Annotated in this window: 1 protein-coding gene and 1 pseudogene; both read right to left on the bottom strand. The window is 73.0% G+C overall.

The features are described 5' to 3' along the window. Positions 1 to 124 precede the first annotated feature (124 nt). Positions 125 to 4,168 carry an endo-1,4-beta-xylanase gene (locus CTKZ_RS13820; protein WP_124343492.1) on the bottom strand — a complete coding sequence of 1,348 codons (4,044 nt, stop codon included), beginning with the start codon at positions 4,166 to 4,168 and terminating at the stop codon, positions 125 to 127. A 345-nt stretch (positions 4,169 to 4,513) separates the two neighbouring features. Then, positions 4,514 to 4,858, bottom strand: a pseudogene (locus CTKZ_RS13815) (L-aspartate oxidase); the annotation flags it as partial.

The raw sequence follows: 4,858 nt of genomic DNA, 5'->3' as shown, positions 1-4,858 counted from the left end.
CGCTGGGTGCGACGGACCTTCCGCACGAGCGCCGGGTTCCGACGACGACGGCCCCGGACGGAGGGGTCCGGGGCCGTCGTGGTGGGGCACCGCCCCGCCGGGCAGGGCGGCGGGGCGGTGTCGGTCAGGAGTACGTCACGCGCACCGGGGCGCTCGCCACGGCCTCCTTGCCGACGTAGGCCTTGACCTCGAACTGGCCGGGCAGGACCCACACGGGGACCTTGACCTTGGTGCTCGCGGCGCCGGAGGCGTCCGTCTTCACCGTGCCGAGGTCGGCGTCCTTCCAGTACCAGTCGTGCACGCCCTCGACGAGCTTGCCGAACAGCCCGCCGTACGACGGGGTCGCCGGCCGGTCGCCCACGCGGTCCAGCACGAGCCTGACCTTGGTCTTGGCCGGGAACTCGGCGAGCTCGACGGCGAGCTTCTTGCCCGGCGCGACCTTGTCCGACCCGAGGGTCAGGACCGGCCCCGGCTCGACGACCGGTGCCGCGAGCTCGAGGACGCCCCAGCGGGCGGTGCTCTGGTACGAGCGGCCCGTCGGGTCGGTCCACGTGCGGACGGAGTCGCGCACGCCGTCGGTCGCGTCGTTCACCTGGAAGTCCAGGCCGACCAGGTCGCCGGCGACCGCGTCGCGGCCCAGCGCGATCGACGCCTCGACGACGTACCCGCCGTCGATCAGCGCCGTGGCGCTGGTCAGCCGCTCACCGATGACCGACAGGTCGCCGCTGACCGACTGCGCGTTGCTCGCGCTGATCCGGTACTGCCCGTCCTGCGGGGTGTACGCGCCGTTCTTGGCGTTGACCGGGTCGACGAAGATCTCGACCGAGTCCTGCTCCCACGCATTGGTGGCGGACTCGTCGACCACCGGGTCGGCGACCTTGAGCAGCACGTCGACCGCGTCGTCGTGCCACAGCACCCGCACCTCGGCCGTGGCACCCGGGGTGCCCTCGACCTGGGTGTCCGTCGTGAGGACCGGGGCTGTCGCCCAGACGTCGTCGACCGTGCCGTCGATCGTCGGGGCGGTGGCGGCCTGCGGCGCGGAGACGAAGCCGATCGGCTCGATCAGCGTGACGACGCCGAGGCGCTCGCCGTCCTCCTGGCCGTGCGACAGGTCGTTCCACGACCGCTGCTCGCCCGTGACGCCGTCGGTCACGCGCACGTCGAACGGCACGGTGCCGCCCTCCGTCAGACCCGCGACCGGGACGGCGACCGCGAGGCGGTAGCCCGTGGCCGTGGCCTGGGCCTGCGTGCGGTTCACCGTGACGTGCGACTCGCCGGCGAAGACGTCCACGACGTCCTCGGTGCCGTCGTCGCTCGCGTCCGCGACCTCGACGTACGCGGTGAGGCCGTCGGCCGACCAGCGCAGCTGGAAGCCCGTACCGTCACCGATCGACGTCTCGGGCAGGAGCGCCCACGTCGGGTCGTCGACGCCCGTGGGCGTGCCCTGGTGCGCGTCGACCTGGCGCGTGAGCGTCGGCAGCTCCGACCGGTCGACGATGCCCCAGTAGGCCGGCTTGGCCTGCAGGTCGTCGTCGAACGGCAGCGGCGCGCCCTCGCGCCACGACCGGCTGTCGTACGGGCCCCACAGGGTCACCGAGAACAGGTCCGGGTAGTCGCGCAGCATGTCGAACACGTCGGCGTAGTAGTAGCCCTGCGCGACGAGCTTCTCCTGCGTGACCGTGCCGTCGATCGGGGCGTCGAGCTCCGTGACCGCCTGCAGCAGACCGGTCTGGGCGAAGGCGTCGATGCTCGCCTTCATCTGCGACACCGGCTGGAGCAGGTTGACGTGGAACTGGTGGCCCAGACCGTCGAGCGGGACGTCCCGGTCGAGCAGCCGGTTCACGACCGCGAGCATCGCCTGCCGCTTGGCGGGCAGCTCGGTGTTGTAGTCGTTGAGGAACAGCTGCACCGGTCCGTCGGTGTCGCCGCCGTTGAACGCCTCGCTGGCGTACCCGAACGCGAGGTCGAGGAACTGCTCACCGAGGACCTCGAACCAGCGGCTCTTGCGCAGGCCGTCGCTCTCGCTCTCCGCGATGGCCTCGTTGACGACGTCGAACGCGACGATCGGGTTGCCCGCCGTCCCGTACTCGCCGTACTTCTCGCGGTAGTGGTCGGCGACCGCCTCGATGTGCGTGCGCATGCGGTCGCGCAGGATCTGCTGGTCCGCGGCGCTGCTCGTCAGCGGCGTGCCGTCGGTGTGGTTGAAGAACCAGTCCGGCGTCTGGGAGTGCCACACGAGCGTGTGCCCGTAGACCCGCTGACCGTGCTCGATCGCGCTGTCGACGAGCGCGTCCGCCGCCTCGAAGGTGAACGTGCCCTCGGTCGGCTGGATGCTCTCGGGCTTCATCGCGTTCTCGGCGGTGATCTGGTCGTAGTGCTTGACCACCAGCTGCTCACCCGTGCCGACCGTCTCGCGCTCGTCGATCGCGACGCCGACCGGCCACGGCAGCTCGTCCTGGAGGGACGGGATGTCCGTCTGCACCGGCGGGGCGGTCGAGCCGCTCACGACGACGTCGTCGACCACGAACGACGCGAGCGACGACGCCGACTCGACGTACAGCAGCGCCGAGTCGGCAGCCGCCATCGTGTAGGACGCCTGCACGTGGGTCCACGCGTCGGCCGTGACGCCCGTCGCGGTCGTGACCGTGTCGTACGTCGACTCGCCCGCGTTGTCGCGCTGGACGGACACGCGCAGGTCGGCCGGCTCGGTCGCACCCGCGGCGAGCTTGAGCCACAGGTCGATCGAGTACGTCCGGCCCGTCTGGAAGACGTCCGTGACCGTGGCACCGATGCCGTTCCACGCCTGCGTGCGGTCCGCGACGAGCGCCGCCTGAGCGCCACCGTGCGCGTCGTCGGTCAGCGTGACCGTGTTGTCACCGCGCGGCCCCCAGACGCCGAGGCCCTCCTCGAAGTCGTTGCTCAGGCCGGTCGGCACCGAGCCGCCGTCGCCCTCGAGGCCCCTGGTCGGCAGCGTGAACTGCCAGCCCGCGGCCAGCCGCTCGTCGACGACCGTCTGCACCGCCGCGAGCGTCCCGGACCGGTCGCCGCCGCCGTCGTGCGCGAGCACGACCTCGCCGGGCTTCATCGCGGCGCGCAGGTTCGACGTGAGCGTCGGGACGTCCTGCGTCGCCCAGTCGTCGATCGTGTTCGTCACCGCGAGCGGCTGCATGCCGAGCGCGACGGCCACGCCGGGCGTGACGCCCCAGCTGCCGTTCGGCGCCCGGAAGTACGGGACCTTCGCGTCCGGGTCGCCGAGCGCGTCGCGGATGATGCCGAGGTTCTCGACGAGGTCCGCGCGCACCTGCTCCGCGCTCCACGCACCCATGTCGGCGTACGACGTCGTGTGGTTGCACAGCGTGTGGCCGTCCGCGACGATCCGCCGCAGCACGTCCGCACCGCCGGGCGCCTGGATGTTCTGGCCGATGACGCAGAACGTCGCCGTGATGTCACGCTCGGCCAGGAAGTCGAGGAGCGCCGTCGTGGTGGCGCCGTTCGGGCCGTCGTCGAACGTCAGCGCCGCGACGTCGCCCGTGCCGCGGGCGGTCGCGACCGGGGTCGTGGTGGGGTTCACCGCGCCGCCGGGGACGACACCACCCGGGTCGGTCGGCTCCTGGCCCGTGATCACCACGTCGTCGACGAGGACGTCCGGGAACGGTGCCGCGTCGCCGCCGTCGAGGTACATGCGCGCGGCATCGAGACCCTCCTCGAACGTGTACGAGCCGCTGATCGTGGTCCACGCGTCGGCGGCGAGCGTGCTGGGCCCGCTGACCCAGGTGTACGGGTTCGACGCCGCCGGGGCGTCGACGGTGAAGTGCACGCCCGCCGCGGGCTGGTCGGCGTCGGCCAGGCGCGCGCGCATGCTCACGGTGTACGCCTCGCCCGGCTCGAGCAGCGGGACCAGGTCGAGGGCGATGCCCTGCCAGCCGGCGGTTCGGCCGGCGATCTTCAGGCTCGTGCCCGCGCCGTCCGGGTCCGGCACGAGCGTGAGGGTGGGGCTGCCGGAGGGCGTCCACGGGGCGTAGGTGCCGCCCTCGAAGTCGCTGCGGAGGATCTCGCTGTCCGCCGCTCGTGCGGTAGAGGTGGGTGCGGAGCCGAGCGTCGGCGCGGCCACCAGGCCCAGCGCCAGCACCCCGACTCCGATAGTTTCGACCAGGCCTGACCGACTCATCGACGCTCCCTTGCGCGGACGGGTCCCGTACTTCCGGGGTTCGGGATCCGACGATACGGTCACACCCGACGATCCGACCAGGGCTGACGTCCAGAAACCGCGCGGCGCAAGTATCGAAACTATCGCGTCGCAGGTCGGGGCGTCGCGACGTGCGCCGTCTTCACCCGCGGCACGCCGACGGACGCGCCTCACGCGCGCGTGGGACCGGTCGGACGCACGTGAGGGCGCGTTCGGCGCCCGGCGCGGCGGGCGGGCTCGGAATCGCAGGCCTGGTCGCCCGCGAGCTCGCGGGCGCACGCGGCGTGCTGTTCCGCCGGGCCGTCAGCGGGCCCGTGGCGGCGGCGGTCAGTCCAGCGGGACGCGCGTCGTCGTCAGGGTGCCGTCGGGAGCCAGGGCGAGCTCGAGGCGCAGCCGCCAGGCCTCGTCACGGTCGGGGAAGTCCGTTCGGGCGTGCCCGCCGCGGCTCTCCGTCCGCTCCAGCGCCGCCGCCGTCAGGACGGTCGCGACCTGGTGCACGTTCGTCGTCTCCCACTCCGCGACCTGCGGCGCCGCGAGCGCCCGGCCGTCGTCGCGGCGCTCGTGCGCGTCGGTCGGCACGGCCGCGAGCGCGGACACCGCGCGCGTCAGCCCGTCGCCGGACCGCAGCACGCCGGGCCCGTCGGTCGCGATCCGCTGCACGCGCGAGCGTGC

It is taken from the genome of Cellulomonas algicola, assembly GCF_003851725.1.
GTDB lineage: Bacteria > Actinomycetota > Actinomycetes > Actinomycetales > Cellulomonadaceae > Cellulomonas > Cellulomonas algicola.
Note: the sequence above shows the minus strand (reverse complement) of the source record. Positions and strands in the feature narration are given on the sequence as shown.

What these genes read in the sequence shown, in the direction of transcription:
- CTKZ_RS13820 (WP_124343492.1), bottom strand. Translation starts at nt 4,168, where the DNA reads ATGAGTCGGTCAGGCCTGGTCGAAACTATCGGAGTCGGGGTGCTGGCG.